Source organism: Tropicimonas sp. S265A (genome assembly GCF_049800835.1).
GTDB lineage: Bacteria > Pseudomonadota > Alphaproteobacteria > Rhodobacterales > Rhodobacteraceae > Dinoroseobacter.
Genome location: NZ_JBNAFU010000008.1, coordinates 1 through 16,311 on the forward strand (window position 1 = coordinate 1; position 16,311 = coordinate 16,311).

General features: G+C 55.5%; 19 protein-coding genes. 11 read left to right on the plus strand and 8 right to left on the minus strand.

The window, feature by feature from the left end:
* The first annotated feature begins 74 nt into the window (after window positions 1–74).
* Window positions 75–1,240, plus strand: a protein-coding gene (locus ACP15N_RS16555; protein ID WP_425092124.1) for an IS3 family transposase whose coding sequence is annotated in 2 segments (ribosomal slippage) — window positions 75–327 and window positions 327–1,240 — 1,167 coding nt in all. Because the reading frame shifts where the segments join, the coding sequence is not laid out codon by codon here.
* A gap of 145 nt (window positions 1,241–1,385) precedes the next feature.
* On the opposite strand, the gene ACP15N_RS16560 is transcribed toward ACP15N_RS16555, so the two are convergent.
* The 3 genes from ACP15N_RS16560 to ACP15N_RS16570 are packed head-to-tail and all read right to left on the minus strand — an operon-like array spanning window position 1,386 to window position 3,051.
* Window positions 1,386–2,195: a hypothetical protein gene (locus tag ACP15N_RS16560; protein ID WP_425093448.1), complete on the minus strand. Its 810-nt coding sequence runs from the start codon at window positions 2,193–2,195 to the stop codon at window positions 1,386–1,388.
* Between the two features lie 3 nt (window positions 2,196–2,198).
* Window positions 2,199–2,747, minus strand: coding sequence for a GNAT family N-acetyltransferase (locus ACP15N_RS16565; protein WP_425093449.1), 549 nt, complete (start codon window positions 2,745–2,747; stop codon window positions 2,199–2,201).
* Complete coding sequence (locus tag ACP15N_RS16570; RefSeq protein ID WP_425093450.1) at window positions 2,737–3,051, minus strand: DUF1778 domain-containing protein; 315 nt, start codon at window positions 3,049–3,051, stop codon at window positions 2,737–2,739. The genes ACP15N_RS16565 and ACP15N_RS16570 overlap by 11 nt, the downstream gene beginning before the upstream one ends.
* Window positions 3,052–3,281: 230 nt before the next feature.
* Here ACP15N_RS16570 and ACP15N_RS16575 point away from each other — a divergent pair, with 230 nt between their 5' ends.
* The 9 genes from ACP15N_RS16575 to ACP15N_RS16615 all read left to right on the plus strand — a co-directional run bounded on the left by ACP15N_RS16575 (window position 3,282) and on the right by ACP15N_RS16615 (window position 11,130).
* Window positions 3,282–4,622 (plus strand): DUF2130 domain-containing protein, encoded by a 1,341-nt coding sequence (locus tag ACP15N_RS16575; protein WP_425093451.1) that lies wholly within the window; start codon window positions 3,282–3,284, stop codon window positions 4,620–4,622.
* Window positions 4,622–5,575 (plus strand): ParB/RepB/Spo0J family partition protein, encoded by a 954-nt coding sequence (locus ACP15N_RS16580; protein ID WP_425093452.1) that lies wholly within the window; start codon window positions 4,622–4,624, stop codon window positions 5,573–5,575. The genes ACP15N_RS16575 and ACP15N_RS16580 overlap by 1 nt, the downstream gene beginning before the upstream one ends.
* Before the next feature lie 10 nt (window positions 5,576–5,585).
* Complete coding sequence (locus tag ACP15N_RS16585) at window positions 5,586–5,855, plus strand: hypothetical protein (RefSeq protein WP_425093453.1); 270 nt, start codon at window positions 5,586–5,588, stop codon at window positions 5,853–5,855.
* Window positions 5,856–6,139: 284 nt separating this feature from the next.
* A complete protein-coding gene (locus ACP15N_RS16590; protein WP_425093454.1) occupies window positions 6,140–6,481 on the plus strand; it encodes a hypothetical protein in 342 nt (113 codons plus the stop codon).
* 51 nt (window positions 6,482–6,532) lie between these two features.
* Window positions 6,533–7,867 carry a DUF4365 domain-containing protein gene (locus tag ACP15N_RS16595; RefSeq protein ID WP_425093455.1) on the plus strand — a complete coding sequence of 445 codons (1,335 nt, stop codon included), beginning with the start codon at window positions 6,533–6,535 and terminating at the stop codon, window positions 7,865–7,867.
* Window positions 7,860–8,420: a hypothetical protein gene (locus ACP15N_RS16600; RefSeq protein ID WP_425093456.1), complete on the plus strand. Its 561-nt coding sequence runs from the start codon at window positions 7,860–7,862 to the stop codon at window positions 8,418–8,420. Before ACP15N_RS16595 ends, ACP15N_RS16600 begins: the two co-directional genes overlap by 8 nt.
* A gap of 11 nt (window positions 8,421–8,431) precedes the next feature.
* Window positions 8,432–9,319, plus strand: a complete 888-nt coding sequence (locus ACP15N_RS16605; RefSeq protein WP_425093457.1) for an argonaute/piwi family protein — start codon at window positions 8,432–8,434, stop codon at window positions 9,317–9,319.
* 82 nt (window positions 9,320–9,401) lie between these two features.
* Entirely contained in the window at window positions 9,402–10,511 is a 1,110-nt protein-coding gene (locus ACP15N_RS16610; protein ID WP_425093458.1) for a hypothetical protein, read from the plus strand.
* Window positions 10,512–10,812: 301 nt separating this feature from the next.
* Window positions 10,813–11,130 (plus strand): antibiotic biosynthesis monooxygenase family protein, encoded by a 318-nt coding sequence (locus ACP15N_RS16615; protein ID WP_425093459.1) that lies wholly within the window; start codon window positions 10,813–10,815, stop codon window positions 11,128–11,130.
* A gap of 674 nt (window positions 11,131–11,804) precedes the next feature.
* On the opposite strand, the gene ACP15N_RS16620 is transcribed toward ACP15N_RS16615, so the two are convergent.
* Entirely contained in the window at window positions 11,805–11,948 is a 144-nt protein-coding gene (locus tag ACP15N_RS16620; protein ID WP_425093460.1) for a hypothetical protein, read from the minus strand.
* A 392-nt stretch (window positions 11,949–12,340) separates the two neighbouring features.
* On the opposite strand from ACP15N_RS16620, the gene ACP15N_RS16625 reads away from it, so the two are divergent.
* Window positions 12,341–13,417: an AI-2E family transporter gene (locus ACP15N_RS16625; RefSeq protein ID WP_425093461.1), complete on the plus strand. Its 1,077-nt coding sequence runs from the start codon at window positions 12,341–12,343 to the stop codon at window positions 13,415–13,417.
* A 2-nt stretch (window positions 13,418–13,419) separates the two neighbouring features.
* Here the strand turns inward: ACP15N_RS16625 and ACP15N_RS16630 are convergent, their stop codons facing one another.
* From ACP15N_RS16630 to ACP15N_RS16645, 4 genes are all read right to left on the minus strand, one after another.
* Window positions 13,420–14,391: a YihY/virulence factor BrkB family protein gene (locus tag ACP15N_RS16630; protein WP_425093462.1), complete on the minus strand. Its 972-nt coding sequence runs from the start codon at window positions 14,389–14,391 to the stop codon at window positions 13,420–13,422.
* A gap of 82 nt (window positions 14,392–14,473) precedes the next feature.
* Window positions 14,474–15,427, minus strand: coding sequence for a hypothetical protein (locus ACP15N_RS16635; RefSeq protein WP_425093463.1), 954 nt, complete (start codon window positions 15,425–15,427; stop codon window positions 14,474–14,476).
* The gene (locus tag ACP15N_RS16640) at window positions 15,420–15,818 is read right to left on the minus strand and encodes a phage holin family protein (RefSeq protein ID WP_425093464.1); all 399 of its coding nucleotides are present in this window, start codon (window positions 15,816–15,818) and stop codon (window positions 15,420–15,422) included. The genes ACP15N_RS16635 and ACP15N_RS16640 overlap by 8 nt, the downstream gene beginning before the upstream one ends.
* Window positions 15,818–16,294 carry a hypothetical protein gene (locus tag ACP15N_RS16645; protein WP_425093465.1) on the minus strand — a complete coding sequence of 159 codons (477 nt, stop codon included), beginning with the start codon at window positions 16,292–16,294 and terminating at the stop codon, window positions 15,818–15,820. Before ACP15N_RS16645 ends, ACP15N_RS16640 begins: the two co-directional genes overlap by 1 nt.
* Window positions 16,295–16,311 lie beyond the last annotated feature (17 nt).

The window sequence follows — 16,311 nt, forward strand, 5'->3', positions numbered from 1 at the left end:
TGACCTTCCCCCCGATATCCGGGCCATTGCGAACTGGAATTTTCCACCTTTGAATGGATGAAGGAGGAAGACCCATGAAGCGGAAGCGCTTTTCTGAAGAACAGATCATCGGCGTGCTGAAAGAGAGCGAGGCTGGTGCGAAGACGGATGACATCTGTCGGCGTCACGGCATCAGCTCGGCGACATTCTACAGCTGGCGTAAGAAGTATGGCGGGATGGATGCATCTGAGGCCAAACGGCTGCGTGAGTTGGAAGTGGAGAACGCCAAGCTTAAGCGGATCGTGGCGGACCAGATGCTGGACATGACCTCGATGAAGGAACTTCTGGCAAAAAATTGGTAACGCCCATGGCTAAGCGCAAAGCCGTGGGGTTTCTGATCAGCGAGCTGGGTCTGAGCGAACGTAGGGCCTGTCGGATCGTCGGGCTGTCCCGGTCGGTGCAGCAATATCGACCACTGCCGAAGAACGATGAGGCTGCGATCAAGCGCATGAAAGAACTGGCGTCTGAGAACCGGCGCTATGGCTATCTGCGCCTGCACGCGATGATGCGACGCGAAGGCTTGGTGGTGAACCACAAGCGCACGTACAGGCTTTACACCGAGCTTGGCTTGCAGGTTCGGACGAAGAAGCGGCGCAAGCTGCCTAGGCGGGATCGTGTCGCACCCACGGTGCCAGAAAGACCGATGCAACGATGGTCCTTGGACTTCGTCGGCGACCAGTTGGCTGACTGCCGCCGGTTTCGGGTGCTTAACATTGTCGACGACCACAACCGGTTCTGTCCCGGCCAAATCGTCGATGTGTCGATCCCTGGGGCGCGCATGGCGCGCTTTCTGGACGACTTGGCACTGCGTGTCGGGCTGCCGGCAGAAATCGTCCTCGACAACGGCCCAGAAGGGACCAGCAAGGCCATGTTTGACTGGTCAGAGCGGACCGGCGTGCGTCTGCGGTTCATCGAGCCAGGAAAACCAGTGCAGAACGCCTTCGTCGAAAGTTTCAATGGCAAGTTCAGAGACGAATGTCTGAACCTCCACTGGTTCCGATCCCTCCGTCATGCGCGCGAAGAAATTGGAAGATGGCGAAATCACTACAACACCAAGCGCCCTCATTCGGCGCTCGGATATCTATCACCAACGGAGTTCCTGATGAAAACCACCGCGCCAGCGCTTGAGACTCTTGCGGTCTCCACGCTGCCGCTCAACACTGAAACCCAACCGGAAGATTCCAGATCAAACCGGCCCTAACGACGGGGGAAGGTCACTGGCGTGGAATAGAGATCCAAAATTAGTCTTCTCGGGCGATGTAGCCGATCACTTTAGCAACTGGGGAAGCCGAACAATTTTCAGTTTTGCGATGGAAGTTAAAGACTGACTATTGGCGTGTCTTCGATCAAAAACCCCCTTCATCTGCGCGCATGGCTTGAAGCTCCTCTTTCGACATTGATGCGCGCATGAACTCATCGAAGCTCTCAAGATCCTCGTCAGTTGGAACGCTGCTTTGATCGTTCAGTGCACGTAACTCGTCAGCGATATCTCGGCGGCTGATGGTGTCGAGAATTACCGGACCGTTCTCTAGTTGGTACTGAAGCGAGCCATTCATCATGCTGATCCGGCCGTAGCCAGGAGCATATGCAATCGAGTTGTTTCGCCCTCGAACCTCATGCTTGGCGAAGGATACTCTGAGGTGCTCGAGCCGCGAAAAAGGAATGTGCGCGCGTCGAAGGTCCGTGTTGATTGTCTCGACGATCGATGGGTCGGCAGCTATCTCCCGCAACTGCCTTGCGCGCATCGCACGACCTGCGTGTAGGTAGCCCTGATCCTCTTCCAGACTTGCGGCCTTGAGCTCAAGACCACCATTGCTCGCCAGCTTGACGGCGTCCTTTGCTCGTGCCCGCCAGGTCCTTAGGAGCTCATAGGCTGCGAAAATCCACATTTGCGACTGAGCGTTTAGGAACATCGTCGTGGATGGGGTTTTATCCGTCCGGATGAATTCTTGAAGCGTGTTATGCTCGAGGTTCATGATGAACTGATCGACCGCTGTGAGGTTTGTCACCTGCAGGCCGAGATACATGTCACTGCGAAGAAGAACCAACGAATGGAGCGCTGACGTCAATTCGTCCGGTGTGATGTCGGTGTGCGATCGGAAAGAGGGCTCCTGATCCGATGGATAGCCATCACAGTATTCTTCGTCGCTTGCCATGCCTCATCCTGCTGCTTCGCGCGCCGTCGCGACGGGCATGAAGAGTCGAAGTGGCTGATCGGGCAAGGGTCCGAAGCCAAAGCTCTCGTAGTAGCTTTTGCGACGGGTGACAGCGTCGACATCTCCATCGTCAAAAACGTCTAACATAATCACGCAGGTCCCGATCTCCTCGGAGGCCCGAGCAATTCTATCTAGTGCGTCAGCTACCAGTGCACTTCCCAGACCGTTGCCCTGATGCTTTTCATCTACACCTATCATGGCGATGAATGACGCCGGTAGTAGGCCATGTTTCATGGCTTTCTTTTTGTAAGAGGCAGGCATCTCCTTAGCGTCGATTGCATGCATATTGATGCCGTAGAAGCCGACAATGTTGTTCTCTTTGTCAATAACAACCCAGATTCGAACGACGTCTGCCTTGGAGCCTTTTTTCGCCGTCAACTTGAGGTAATTGTCGATTTGCTGAACGCCACAAGAAAAAGCCGCCCGATCATGTGCCTTGGGATCGAACGGCTGAATTGTGAAAGGTGCTTGCTCTTCCGCGTCAGTCGGCATTCGCAATTAGCTTCTTGCGATGTGCAAACGCCTCCTGCAGTCGCTTGGTAGGCTTCGGAGGATTATCGAGTGCATTAAAGAACGCCTCTCTGTCCGCCTCGCTTTCGAGTACCGTCACCTTATGTGCTTCAATCGTCGATTGCGCAGCGTTATAGGCAGCGCTCACGACAAAAGAACTAACATCCACTCCGTTCAATGTTGCGGCACGGTTAATCGTGTCTTTGACGGAAGGCTGGGTGCGTGCCTCAAGGCGAGCACTTTTCGGCTCGTCGACTGAAGCAGTCGCATCTTCAAATGCCAACATGATCGTCTCCTTTCGGCGTTAGGGCCAACCTGACCTCTCAGGAACATGAGCTTTACAGCTATGTACGGTAAATAGGCGTACATGTCAAGCGTACGGGAATTTGCCGTACAGGCACATGATGGCAGACTAGGTAATAGTTGGGCTTGTACGCAAGAATATCGAACGTCGCTTGACGAAATCAGCTAAGTAGGAATAATTGGGACAAAATAGGAAAGTAAAGGAGCCGATTCGTGGCATACTCCCAATCCAATATCGTGTCTGCTGACCATGCACCGCATCCTCACATCGAAGGCGAAGTTTGCCCTTGGTGCGAGCAAGACATCCCCCATGAAAAATTTGAGGAAATCAAACAGAATATTGAGCGAAAACAACGCGAAAGGTTCGCGGAGTTCGAACAGACCCTCAAAGCACGCTCAGAGGCCGAAAAGGCTCAGCTTATTGCAAAAGCTGAGGCTGATCTCAAAGAGGCCAATCGGGCGGCAACCGAGAAACTCGAACAAGCCAAGGTACAATCTACTGAGCAGCAGAAAACGGCAGTAGAGACAGCACGACAGGAAGTCGCGGCAAGTTTTGCTGAAAAGCTTGAGGCTGCGGCGTCATCCAATGACGAGCTCAAGCAGTCAATTGCAAAGTTGAACGCAGAAACCGATGCCAAAATCGCGGACGCTCAGGAAACAGGCCGCAAGGCTGCGACTGAAGCACTGCAGGAGAAGATCGAGCAGGCTGAAAAGGCAAAAACAGAGGTAGAGCTAAAGCTCACAACAATGGCTGAGCGCCACGAGGAGAATGTCCGCGAACGCCTCACGCAACAGCGCGAGATACTCGACAAAGACAAGCAGAACGCTGTCAACGCAGAGCGAAACCGTAACTTCGAAGATAAGACAAAGCTGCAGAACACCGTCGACTCGCTCAAACGCCAGTTAGAGCAAAAGACAGCAGAGGAACTTGGAGAAGGTGCCGAAGTTGATCTGTTCGAAGAACTTAAGGCCGCATTTCCTGGCGATCTCATTACGCGAGTCCAGAAAGGTGCGGCTGGTGTGGACATAATCCACGAAGTCCGTAACGACGGAAGCGTATGTGGCAAGATCGTTTACGACTCCAAAAATCGAAACGCATGGCGCAACGACTATGTGACGAAACTCCGGTCGGACCAACTAGCTGCCAAAGCGGACCACGCCGTTCTTTCAAGTGCTGCATTCCCATCAGGCACAAAACAACTTCATGTCCAAGATGCCGTAGTGATCGTCAATCCGTTGCGGGCCGTTGTCGTCGCTGAGATGCTGCGCAAGCATATGGTCACTGTCCACGGTCTCCGACTATCCGGCCAGGCCCGGAGCGAGAAAACTGCGCAACTCTACGATCTCATAACTTCTGAGCGGGGAACACAACACTTCGAACGGGTGCAATCACTGACCGAATCTCTGGAGGAGGTCGATGTCCAGGAGCAAAAAGCTCACACGGCAACGTGGAAAAAGCGCGGCGAACTGATCAAATCGGTTCAGCGGGTCAACAGCGAATTCAGTTCGGAGATCGACCGTATCGTCTGCGCAACCATCGATGGTAATGAGTGATGGCTGACGCCAAGAGACAGAGCGCGGAGCGTGCAAAGGTTATTGGCCTTCAAGAAAGACGCCTGGGGCGAACGGTGATCAGGACCTATCGGTCACAAACTGACATAGACAACGTTGTACCGAACGACAGGCAGCCGCGGCTTGGACCAAAAATTGACGACGAACTTCAGCTTCAGATCGAAGCCAATGAAGGATTGTTCGAGCCATTGCTTGTCGAACCGCACCCTGACATCGCCGAAAAATTTCGGATCATAGACGGCGACAGACGATGGACCAACAGTCAAGCCCTAGTCGAAGCCGGGCGAGAGCAGTTCCGGACGATCCCGATTGAGGTGACCGATCGAACACTCACAGATGATGAGCGGTTGCGGGTGTGGATATACATCCACCGCCAGCGCAAAGAATGGGACACGCGTGAAAAGGAAATGGTTGCCTATCGGCTTATCGAACTCATGGGTAGGGCCAGTGCCGCCAACATCCTTGGCATCACTGTGCGCGAACTTGATAAGCTCGCTGATGTGTTTGAGTTGTCCGAACGATTTGAAAACCTTCGAGATCCAAGTGCAGCGATCACATGGTCACGCGAGGTGATGGGTTTAAGCAAGAAGCTCGTTACGCCATCCGTAGTTGATGCCATTGTTGCAAAAGTTAATCGCAAACAGATCACCAATTCCAAGGAGCTGAGAAAGCTTCGAACGATTCTGCGGGACCCGGTCGCCTCAGCCCATTTTCTTCAGGAAGAGGGAAGCATTGATTCAGCCATGCTTGAGCTTGCTGAACCAAATCCCGTCAAAAAGTCCGGTTTCTCGAGCGATCTCGATGTTGCGATCAAGTCCATGCAATCCTTGCCGTGGACTGAGCTTGAGAAGCTCAAGGGCGACCCGGACATGCTGGCGAAGATCGAAGAAGCTGAAAAGCTCCTCACCAGTCTGAGAAACAACCTGTCGAAGTGAGAGGCCAACGATGGATCGAAACATCTACTACTACACGTTCAACACACGGTGCGGTACAATAAAGATCGTGCCCCAGCCGGAAGGAAGATGCGCCGTCATCTATGATGGTGAGAACCTCGGCAGTTATGCCTCGCGGATAGCCGCCGCCGACGATGTCAGCGGCGGGCATACGTTCTCCCCATCCAATGGTGTCGAGTTTGATGAACTCGATGTGCCAGCGGATATCGGGGAATGGGAGCGGAAACTCTTTGCACGTGTAGGTCGGCTGCGACCGGCATGAGTGGATACACGCAGCGGGTTCGCGACAGTATACTTCCAAATTCTATAGGGGACACGCTGCCTAGTGCGTTCTCCGAATGGGCTTTCACTGATCAGACTATTGACCATGAGAAACCAATCGAAACTTGTGAACTCTGCGGGCAACAAGATCTACGATACCACTTTGAGATTGCGAACCAATACACCAATGCACGGCTTTGGGTCGGGTCCCATTGCATATTGCAGTTTGATGTAGCGGTTGTTGAAGATGGCCGCCGATTGACTTCAGACCAAGCCAAACGACATTTGGCAAAACTGACCCAGCAAATGCAATTGGATTCGTGTCTTCGCGCCTTAGAGAGGCTCGCTGCATCCGAAAACAACCCGATACTGTCCGGTGCTTTAGAATACTACCGCAGAAAAAAGAAACTCACGCCGAAATACGCAGCGGTTGTCTTTTGGAAACTGCAAGACTTCGAGATCGATCACCATCCCTCGTTCTTCAAAGTAGAGCTGCGGCGCGAAAAGCATATTGCAGACCTGAGGGCGTTACCAACACCGCGCGTTCATCGTTTCTGGCGGGCTTTGTCGCCGGCGCAGCGCAGAAAAGCTCAAGCCCTTGGTCACTGTCCGCCTCGCGCGCCGTAGTCTGCCACTCAATGCAATACGCTTTGTTTATGGAAGGTCTTTTAAGTCGATATGTCAAAGAGGATTACAGACAGCCAGCTAATAGGAGAAATCGGGGAGTCTGCAGCCAAAACCCGGTTCCTAAACATCGGATTTCAATTCGATGGACGATCGCGCTTGGAGGCAGGCATAGATGGCATTGCCGAGGTGATGGACGACGGGACACCATTGGCAAAGATGATCGCCGTCCAAGTCAAAGCCACAGACAAGGCAAAATATTCCAACGAGACGGATGAAGGTTTCACATACCTGCTTCGAACGGAAGACCTTCAATACTGGCGCAATTCGAACTTGCCAGTCATCATCGTGTTGTATCGCCGATCAGATGAAACCTTCTATTGGAAGGAGATTCCAAACGCCTTCAGTGTCGATGAGCGAAAGCTGGTCTTTGACAAGGCGGCCGATTTTCTGAATCACCAGGCTGCTGACAGCATTGCACAACTCACGGTTCCCAAAGCAGGCCACGGCTACTACGTGCCCCCCTTGGGTGGGGGAGAAGAGGCACTGGTAAACATGCTTCCGATCAAGCTTCCTGCTGAAATCTTTGTGGCCTCCACGCCCTACACCGCAAAACAAGCCATGGCGATCTTGTTTGATGCAGATGAGCCTTCCCGTTTTGAATGGGCAATAAAGGGTAGAACGTTTTGGTCCTTCCACGACCCACGAAATGAGTGCACGGCACAGATTGTAGATGAAGACCAGGTCGACGTGATCGACACATCAATGATCGCACACCATGAGGACATCGACGAACAACACAATTTCTCATTTCTCCTGCGGCAACTCTTACGTCACCAGTTCGGGCGGGATCTTGGGTGGGATAAAGAACGCAAAGTCTTCTATTTCCTGGCCGAAGCGGAAAACCAGACGCGTGTCTTCAAGTATCAGTCTGCAGTGAACCGGGCGGAAGCAGACGTCGTCAACGCGGTGAAAGACAAGAAGGACAAGGACCGGATCGCGTTTGTGCGCCATCATGCTTTTGCGGCACGCTTTGAGTTGATGCTCGACCAATGGTTCCTAATACTGAGCCCGACATATCATTTTACCACCAACGGGTTCATACCGCACTCGTATCCAGCGGCGCTGTTGGCAGGTAAGAAACGCCTCGACAACAATGCCTCTCTCCGCGGTCAAGTAATCATGTGGCATCGGTTCCTTTCTGGTAGCGAGGTCCCTGACGACGATCTCTTTGGGCCACATCAAACAGACGAAAGGTACCTCGAATTCGATCCGCCGCCGGTCGTAAGTTTGCCGACAACCGTCCCTGAAAAAGCCTGGGGCTCGGTCAAAGCTAAGAAGACTGGCGAGGACAGCAACGATCTATTGGAGGGTCTTGAGCTTGACTAAGTTTGTGGGAAAGATCTTCAATGAACCGCTACTCGAATTCGGTGACAAACACAGTCACCCGGATCCGAAACTGGGTCTCAGTGATGCTGGCCCACACCAGACCTATGTCGGCGAGGTCATCAAGATTGGGGTCGTCGGAAGTTCGAAAACCATCGAAGACGCCAGAGCATTCATGGAAGCTGCGTCTGACGGGTTTGAAGGCAACACTGAGAAGCATCCAAATCTACATCCCGACTTTCCAGGACTGAAGAACCAAAACCCTTTCAGATGTGGGTTTGAGATCGGTGAGCACTCCACAGAGGCGCTATCCAAGTCTCAATTGGACCAGGTCTTCAAGGAGCCTGATCACAAGAAGGCCGTTGAATTGGCCGTGGACATGATTTGTGAGCGGCTGCAGGTCTTGGAAGACAGTAGCGAGCGACCTGACGTTGCCATGGTGGCGCTTCCAGTCCGGCTGATCGAAGGGTGTGGGGCGCTAAGGTTGAAGCAAAATCCACCACCGAGAAAGAAGACAGCGGCGGATCAGACGCCCCCAACTTTCGCGGCCTCCTGAAGGCTAAGGCCATGAGCCTGAGCTTCCCAATTCAGATTGTCTGGGAGGACGTTCTAGATGACAGCGCCAAGATACCAAGAACAATAAAAGAATCTTCTGAACGAAAAATTCAGGATGAAGCCGGTCGCAGTTGGAACTTGCTGACAACGCTTTACTACAAGGGCAGCGGCCGCGTTCCATGGCGCCGACAGCCGCATGAAGGTGAATATAAAGCCTGTTACATTGGCATCAGCTTCTATCGCGACATTGACGGCCAGCAGCTTTGGACAAGTGCTGCGCAAATGTTCGATGAGCGCGGCAAAGGGTTCATTTTGAAGGGCAGCCGAGCCCAAACCGAGAGCCGTGGCAGACACCCCTACATGGACCGGGATGATGCCTATGATCTCGTCAAGAACGTGCTTAGCGCGTATCGCGCTCACCATAAGCACTATCCGGCTAGGGTGATAATCATGAAGACATCCCGCTTTCGTGACGAGGAGGCAGATGGGTTCTTGGAAGCACTAGACGAGTGCGGCGCCGAATTACGCGACCTTGTTTGGGTTCAAGAGCACTATTCCGCAAAGGTACTTCGAGACGGTGACTATCCCGTGCTGCGAGGGACGTTTATTGACCTCGACGGAAAAGGGCTGCTCTACACCAACGGAAGCATTCCATATTATGGGACATACCCAGGGCAGTACGTCCCAAACCCGCTATTGCTGTGTCCGCACGAGGCCAGCGAAAGCACCGTAACCCAAATCGCAGATGAGGTATTTTCGCTTACGAAGATCAATTGGAACTCGACCCAAATGAACCAGAAGCTCCCCATCCCGATCAGGGCTGCGAGGAAGGTTGGCGAGGTCTTGAAGTATCTGGAAGAGGGACAAACAGTGAGTTCGGACTACCGGAAATACATATGATGCTCTGTTTCAAGGCTTCAATTCAAAGCCCACCGGCAACCGATCGTTGTGGGGCAAGACGCCTCCCAGACGGGAGTAAAAAGTGAGTTTTTCGTTTTGGTTTATCGTTGGCGTTGTTGTCCTTGTCATTCTTGGAGTCTGGGCACGGAAACCGAGTAAGGCGGCTCGGCAACTCCAGCATCCTGATGAGACCCGGCCCTCAATCAAAGCCGCAACACCCATGGGGCCTTCCCGCGCCAAGCAACGCGGATTGCGGGCTCCGGCCTCGAAGGGTTGGGAAGTCCACAAGTTTGGCGACAATGCGCCCCCGGGCGACTGGATACAGTGGAAGATTGGAAGCGGATGGTTCGACGTCCAAGGTCTCTTCAATCGCAAGGAGGCAGCAAGAGAATTTCTTCGGCTGGCAGCCCAGGCAGACGTGCGGGGCGAGCCTTTCGGGGCATTGCTTAGCCCCGAGCCGGACAACAAGCATGACACGAACGCAATGCAGGTGGTCGGCATCCTTGGTCCGCACGAAGCGCCGACGTCACGGGTCTTCTTGGGCTATGTGCCTGCCGATGTGGCGGCCGAGGTCGCGAGCTTTCCGGAGGGGATGCCAATTGCCGTGGAAATGAAGAAGTCCCGGATCGGGGAGGTCGACGTAATATTGAACTGCGCAGGTCTATGGCCACCGGCCAAGCAGCGACGGGAGCAGGGATTTGAGAAAGCGCCATCGAAGCCTGTCACCAGAGTGAACGAGGACGCGCTCGAGAAGCTCGACGCACTAGTCGACCGGATGAACGCGATGCCTGCCCTCACAATAAAGCAGGCGGCCGCGAGGCAGAAAACGAACCGGATCGATTTCATTGAGGACGACGAGGCTACGATTCAGCGCAAGTTGGCCGAACTGGAAGCCGACAGTTCACCTTCAGTTCTAGAGGACCCTGGCGGTATCAAACAATACGACAACGATCTCGCCAAGCAGGTGGCGATCGTAAGCGAAGGCCTCGATGGATGGGAACGCTCTGGCATGACACCTGCGCCATACTACTCCTACCGAATTGCAGTGATCCTTTCGAAGCAGAAAGAAGTTGAACGCGAAAAGGCTTTCCTAGCCGCTTGGTGCAGGCATTTTACCGAAGTAGGAATTGGCCAACGCTATGCAGATCTCGTAGAGCGAGCTCGCAAGAAGGGAGCATATCCGTCGATCTAAGAATTTGCATTTGCGGACTGCTTGAAAACGCCCACCGCGAACAAATCCTTGAAGGTCCGCTATCGGGAACCTGCAATGCAGCGTTTGCTTCTCTGTCAAACGTCCGGATTGGGCCGCGATTGCCTTTGACACCGGGAACCCGAAATCAAGACAGGTTCGCTGTCTTCTAGGTCCGCAAGAAACCCGGTTTGATGAAGAATCCGTAACTACTCGTTGGTTCGAAGCCGTTGGATCGACCCCAAGCAAACATGCAAGCGCAAGACGGTGCGATAGCTGCTATATTGCAAGGGAGGAGGACACGATGCTCAAGATTGATACAACCACCGCATGCCAGACTGTCATCACCACGTTCGAATGCTCGCCAGGCACCTGCGCTGATTTATTGGACAAGTTGCAGGGAGCCTATCGCGATTTCATCTCAAAACAGCCCGGCTTCATCTCCGCGGGTTTGCACGTAAACGACGCGCAGACGCGGATAGCAAACTATTCGCAATGGGCGAAACGTGAGGACTTTCAGGCGATGCTACGTAGTGAAGAAATGCGAGCACGGAACCGCGAGATTGCAGGGCTTGCCACACGCTTCGAGCCGGTGATGTATGAGGTGGCGGGGGTATTCTGAGAGCAGTTCGGTGCTAGAAGAACGAGTGACCGATGGACACACAGGCTTTGAGTTCGACCTTTCCAGTTTTCGCACCTGTGCGAATGTCAGCAATGCCAGCTGCAGATGCAGCATCCTAAGCCCATGATGCATGGCCGCTAAGGGCCGAGGGGACCCTAGCTTACGACTTTACCGCTTCAGATGCTGCGCCGCATCCGAGGTCGGCTGTGAGCCCAAACTGCCGAATGCTGCAGTGTCCATCGACGGCTGCGAAGCTGAGCAAAGCTGCCATTCAAAGCGACAGGTGAGTTTGTCCCGTGATGGATGGTGGCGATTTATTTGCGAATTCAGTATTTTGTGCAGGTTCGTGTGCAGCAGATGTTCATTTTACCTTCGTAGAAGTTCGCGTTGTATCGTGGGCAACTGGGTCACCATGAAAGGTTGTTTCATTCAGTCATCTGACTTTTCCCGACCCTGACGTGGTGCGGGAACATTCACCGGGGTGCCTGGCTAGTTGAACGCCAGATTATTGCCGGGTTTCAGCAGGCAATAATCCGACCGGGGGTTTTGCTCGCTGATTTGAAGGCAACTAAAAAAAGCTGCCTACCCCAACCCCGGCGTCGATAAACAACGCAGGCCCAAGACATAGCGAACTATCAGATCCAGCGTCGCTCCAGTGAAATCTTCACATGGATTTAGGCGGAATAGATCGACGCGATCGCTTGGTCCGCATTGACCTCGTCGAAGGTGAGCGAGGAAGTATCAACCAGATAGCGCACGACCGTTCGGCTGGACACCCGGAGACTGGCTGTGAGGTCCGCCGCATTTAACAAGATCACTGAAGGTTTGCTATCACGGTCGAGAACCTTCGAAAGGTTTCCGCCGAAATGCGCGGGCAGAAGACTGGGAAGCCACACTCGGGTGAGTGTCGATGAAGCGTTCGAATATACTGAAAAGGTAAACCGCGCCTTGTTGGATCTTGCTCGATCGGCGGCCAAATCGAGAAGTGTTCGGTGGCAGAGCGGCTCCGAGCGGTGCCATTTCGATGATTGGTTCGGGAGAATGACAGATCGCACGATTGAGCGATGTTTCCTAGGTATCAGGCGCAAGTGCCACCCCACCCGGCACTAAATGCGCAGCCTATCGCTCTGTCGACGCGTCTCACAACCGAGCATCCGTCCCAACGGGGCATCCCTTCTTTTATGCGTGTTCGGGAACCGCGTGGCTGGTCATGCGTTCGTCAGCTATGGTGCAAACACCCTTTTCCTCGCGCGGCGCGCAACTGGCAGTGATGTTGCTGGCACTTATCGCTGTTTTCGCAACACTGGAGTTTGCGCAGGGGCTGTTCGCACCGGTGATCGCGGCGCTGGTTGTTGGTGTTGTCGCCGGACCGGCCGTCGACGCATTGGTTCGCTTCGGTATTCCCGAAATGGCCGCCGCCATTGCTACGATGATTGCCTTACTCTGCGGTTTTGGCCTGCTTTTTTTGGCCATTGAACCATCGTTGTCGCTCGCGGTCGCTCGGGCCCCGCTCATCTGGATCGAGCTCGAGAGCCTGCTGCGCCTTGCCCGAGATGCTGTTGCGGGCGTGCAGGAGCTTCAGGAGACCGTGGCAGATGCCCTCTCCGACGACACCCCATCCGAGGACAACGGCTCGGAAACGCCCGTTGAGATCCCAAGTCTGATGGATGCTCTGTCTTACGGACCGATGCTGCTGGCAAGCACTCTTGTCTTCGTCGGCACTCTGTTCTTTTTCCTCGGCGGTCGCGGTCATCTTTACGCCCAGATCGAACGTACAACGGGCTGGCTAAGCCAACGGCGTCTGTGCCGTGCTGAGCGGGCGGTATCCAAATATTTTGTGACCATAACGATGATTAACGCTGGATTGGGCGTCCTTGTCGCGACCGTCATGATGGTCATAGGGCTACCACAACCGGTCCTATGGGGTCTCGGAGCATTTCTTCTCAACTACATTCTTTATCTCGGTCCGGCTCTTTTTGCAGCGGCGCTCCTACTCGCTGGTCTCGTGACATTCAACGGCGCCATGGTGTTCGTCCCAATGGGTGCGTTCTTGCTCATCAATATGATTGAGGCGAACTTTGCCACGCCGTCGCTGGTGGGGCGGAACATGTCACTCAATCCGCTTACGGTATTTTTGTCGCTGGTGTTCTGGCTTTGGTTGTGGGGACCGATTGGCGGCCTGGTCGCTATCCCACTGCTGGTATGGGGCATGCAAATTGCGGGAACGCGTAAAGCCATTACAAGAGCCCGGGCCCGCAACGGCCCGGGCAGTTCGATCGCGGCGTAAGGTCATCGGAGACCTTTCGCCTGATCCGCTTTGACCGCACCGCGTTGTCCGATCGGCTGATCGCCGCCAACAGTGTTGTCACGCCCAGTCTGCGCTTCCAGCTCGGCGTCGATCAGCGCCCCGATCAAGACGGCGAAGCTCGTGAGGAAGAGCCACATCATCAGGATGACCACGCCGGCAAGCGCACCAAACGTCTCGCTATAGCTGCCGAATGTCTGCGCATACCAAGAGAACCCGATGGTGGCCGCGATCCAGATCGCAACCGCACTCAAGGCACCAGGTGTAATCCAGCGCCATCTTGCGGCGCGACGCGATGGGGCGAAGCGGTAGAGCGCCGCGAATGCGGCAATCGCGACGAGCAGCAGGAAAGGCCAGCGCAGCAGCACCATGATATCGGCAAGCAGGCTGGTGCGAAAAAACATGTCGGCCACGATTGGCAGTGCCGCCGCGACGGTCAACGCCAATGTCATTCCGACGACCGTGCAGAGTGTGATCAGGATGCCCAAGAGCTGCAACTTGAAGAACCCGCGATCCTCGTCCTCTTCATAAGCAACGTTTAGACCGTTGATCAGATGCAGCGTGCCGCGGCTGGCAGAAAACAGGGCAAGCCCCACACCAATCACGAGCGTCCAGTTCAGGCCGCTGTTATTGGCGGCGGCAACTTCGGTGATCTGACCGCTAACGATCTCTGCTGCGGCAGGAGGCAAGGCGTCGATCATTGGTCCAAGCTGGGTCGCGACCGCATCCGGCGTGAGGATCAGACCGGCAACGGCCACAAGTGCGGTGAGGGCCGGGAAGATCGCGAGAAGGCCGAAAAACGCGATACCGGCAGCGATCAGCGACAGCCTCGTTTCGCCAAGGCGTTGGACGATCCGTCCAGCAACCTGACCTAATCCGCGTGGAGGGATCTCTGAGGGGCGGCTCGCACGAAGGCCAACAGAGTTGCTCGACGAGAGGCTATTTGTGTCAGTCATGTCGAAATCCTTGTTGCTCGAATGAAAACGGCCCCACCCCCGGGTGGGGGCGGGGCCGCTGAAGAAAGTGACGCGCAAAGCGTCAGCTGGCCTTGGCGGCGTTCGACTTGGCGGGAACGGAACCATCGGGCTTCATAGCTTCGACAGCTTCCATGGCTTTGTCAGCTGCATCCGCCACGGCGTCCTTCGCCTTCTCCTGGCCCTTAGCCACGGCCGTTTCGGCCTGCGCTTTCAGCTTTGTGGTTTCCTCGCGAAGCACTCGGTCAGCTTCATCGAAAAGGCGATCACGATGGCCGCCGATCGTACGGTTCTCGATCTGAGTCCGCGGCAGGGCGGCAGCAATCGCGGCACCGGCGGCAAAGGCAAGTGCGCCAATCAGCAGCGGGTTCTCGTGCGCCGTCTGACGCGCAGAGGCCGCAGCTGCTTTCGCGCGGTATTGGACCTCTTCCTGCGCCTTGATGGCTGCTTCACGGGCGGCGCGGACGCGTGCCTTCGCGTCTTCGGGCAGATTGTCGAGACCCTGTTCGACTCGCGCACGCTGGTCCTCTGCGGTTGCGTAGGCGCGATCCTTCAGGGTGGCGCCGTTTGATGCGTTATAACTGGAGTCGTAAGACATGTCAGATCCTCCTTCATAGGTTTCGGTGCCGAACCGACCCGGTGCCGCGCTATCTGCAGCGGCGAGACGGGTGTCGAATTCGGCTGTCAGGTGCGGCTCATTGTTAAAGCCGGTTGCGGTGGGGGCCTGTCGCCGGTCATAGCCAGCAGGCGTTGCGTGAGGCTGGTGTGCCGATCCGCTCAGAAGCGACTTCAGCACCATCCAGCCAAGGCCGGCCCCGGCGAGCGCCAGAGGGCCTTTGTTGTGGCGCGCAACACGACCGGCGCGCGCAGCGAGCTCCGGGCCATTTTCGGCGGCGACGGACGTGGCTGCGTCGACCAGGTGACTTGCCGTAAGCTTCTGGCCGACACCGGTCAGGCTAGCGCGAAGGGCGGCGCGATCAGCCTCCAACGCGTGTTCGATACGGGATAGATCACCCATCGAAAACCTCCTTCAGGACCTGCAGGTCCTTTTGCACGTTGTTGAGACTGCACTTCGGCGCGATCGCTTTGGCCTTTAGGTTGCGCATGGCCCAAGCAATCAGACCGATGGCGAGGACGCCAAGGGCAGCAGCCAGGATGAGCGCGGTCAGCCAGGGCGGCATTCCAGCGGCAGCAAGGGCGGCGACACCGGCCCAGAGAAGGGTGGCCATCGCCAGGATGGACAGGGCAACGCCGGCAAGCAGAAACGCGATGGCAACGCCCGCGCGACGGAGATTTTCGGACATCTCCTCCTTCGCGAGGGCCCATTCGTTTGAAATAAGCCGCAGGACGTTCCGGGCAATGCCCAGAACATCATTGCTGCCCGGCAGGGTTTGGTTCGGCTGTGACATTACACCCGGCCCCACTGGTTGCTGCCATAGTCGCCATGCATCGGATTGCCGTGGGTGGCGCGTGGCGTGGCGGGCGCGCTGGGGGTCTCCCAGTCGGGCGTCTCAGCGCGCTCGGATGCCTTCATGGCGCGTGCAGCGATGAAGCCCAGCACGGCAGCGCCGCCGAAGAAGAGCGCCGGGTTGCGCCGGGCAAAATCGGTCACGTCATGCTGCAGAGTGCCGAGATCCGCGGTGCGTACGGCATAGGCAAACTGCGTCAGGGTTTCCGACACGTGCTCCGCCGCCTGGCGGGCATAGGGATTGTCGGAGAATGCCTGGCTTGCCTCGGCAAAGCTGTCAGCCTGCGCCTCGGCGTGATCGGCGACATGATGTTTTGCCTTTTTCGAGCTTTCGTTCAGCTCCGCCATGGCGGTGTCCACGACATCCGCGGTGGCTTCCTTGGCTTTGGGCGTGTTCGATGCTTGTGTATTCGACATGGTGCTTTCCTCCTGTG

Excerpts from the sequence above, each read along its gene's own strand:
- ACP15N_RS16560 (WP_425093448.1), bottom strand. The coding sequence starts at position 2,195 with ATGGCAAGCGACGAAGAATACTGTGATGGCTATCCATCGGATCAGGAG.
- ACP15N_RS16565 (WP_425093449.1), bottom strand. The coding sequence starts at position 2,747 with ATGCCGACTGACGCGGAAGAGCAAGCACCTTTCACAATTCAGCCGTTC.
- ACP15N_RS16570 (WP_425093450.1), bottom strand. The coding sequence starts at position 3,051 with ATGTTGGCATTTGAAGATGCGACTGCTTCAGTCGACGAGCCGAAAAGT.
- ACP15N_RS16580 (WP_425093452.1), top strand. The coding sequence starts at position 4,622 with ATGGCTGACGCCAAGAGACAGAGCGCGGAGCGTGCAAAGGTTATTGGC.
- ACP15N_RS16585 (WP_425093453.1), top strand. The coding sequence starts at position 5,586 with ATGGATCGAAACATCTACTACTACACGTTCAACACACGGTGCGGTACA.
- ACP15N_RS16595 (WP_425093455.1), top strand. The coding sequence starts at position 6,533 with ATGTCAAAGAGGATTACAGACAGCCAGCTAATAGGAGAAATCGGGGAG.
- ACP15N_RS16605 (WP_425093457.1), top strand. The coding sequence starts at position 8,432 with ATGAGCCTGAGCTTCCCAATTCAGATTGTCTGGGAGGACGTTCTAGAT.
- ACP15N_RS16615 (WP_425093459.1), top strand. The coding sequence starts at position 10,813 with ATGCTCAAGATTGATACAACCACCGCATGCCAGACTGTCATCACCACG.
- ACP15N_RS16625 (WP_425093461.1), top strand. The coding sequence starts at position 12,341 with ATGCGTTCGTCAGCTATGGTGCAAACACCCTTTTCCTCGCGCGGCGCG.
- ACP15N_RS16630 (WP_425093462.1), bottom strand. The coding sequence starts at position 14,391 with ATGACTGACACAAATAGCCTCTCGTCGAGCAACTCTGTTGGCCTTCGT.
- ACP15N_RS16635 (WP_425093463.1), bottom strand. The coding sequence starts at position 15,427 with ATGGGTGATCTATCCCGTATCGAACACGCGTTGGAGGCTGATCGCGCC.
- ACP15N_RS16640 (WP_425093464.1), bottom strand. The coding sequence starts at position 15,818 with ATGTCACAGCCGAACCAAACCCTGCCGGGCAGCAATGATGTTCTGGGC.
- ACP15N_RS16645 (WP_425093465.1), bottom strand. The coding sequence starts at position 16,294 with ATGTCGAATACACAAGCATCGAACACGCCCAAAGCCAAGGAAGCCACC.